This window comes from Alloyangia pacifica, assembly GCF_020524285.1.
GTDB classification, from domain to species: domain Bacteria; phylum Pseudomonadota; class Alphaproteobacteria; order Rhodobacterales; family Rhodobacteraceae; genus Salipiger; species Salipiger pacificus_B.
Genome location: NZ_JAIVKX010000045.1, coordinates 1 through 782, shown reverse-complemented (window position 1 = coordinate 782; position 782 = coordinate 1). Strand labels below are relative to the sequence as shown.

Sequence of the window (782 nt, the reverse complement as noted above, 5' to 3'; positions counted from 1 at the left end):
TGCACGATCTCGCGGCGTGCCGCGTCGTCCATCTGGATGGCGTTGGGCGGCGGCATGGCATGGCTCGCGCCGGCCTGCAGGAAGATCAATTTCGCATGGCGTGCGACGTCGGATTCGGTCTCCAGCACCACGCCCTTGGGCGGGTGGTGCAGCCCGTCCCACGAGGGCTCGCGCGCGTGGCACATCGAGCAATTGCCGATCACCGCGTAATAGGCGTCCTCGAAGCCCGTCGCCCCGGCGAACTTCTGCTCGGCGGCGGTGAGGGGCCGGGCCTCGGCCTCCTCGTAGCTGTCCAGCATCGGCGCGGTCGACAGCCAGGCGATGGCGATGAACAGCAGCGCGGTGACCGCCCAAGTCCAGTAGGGCGTGCCCTTGCGCGCGTGCATCGAGTTGAAGAAATGCCGGATCGTCACGCCCATCAGGAACACCAGGCTGGCGATGATCCAGGCGTTGTCGGTGGCAAAGGCCAGCGGGTAGTGGTTCGACAGCATCAGGAAGACGACCGGCAGCGTCAGGTAGTTGTTGTGGGTCGAGCGCAGCTTGGCGATCTTGCCGTACTTGGGATCGGGGGTGCGGCCGTTCTTCAGGTCGTCCACCACGATGCGCTGGTTCGGCATGATGATGAAGAAGACGTTGGCGGTCATGATCGTCGCGGTGAAGGCGCCGAGGTGCAGCAGCGCGGCGCGGCCGGTGAAGACGTGGTTGTAGCCCCAGGACATCACCACCAGCATGCCGAAGAGCAGCACCATCAGCAGCGTCGGCGTCTCGCCGAGCTTCGACTT

General features: G+C 65.6%; 1 protein-coding gene. It reads right to left on the bottom strand.

All coding sequences use genetic code 11. From position 1 onward, the window contains the following. Nucleotides 1-782, bottom strand: a 782-nt coding sequence (locus tag LC039_RS26765) for a urate hydroxylase PuuD (protein WP_226629941.1), incomplete at both ends; no start/stop codon positions are given.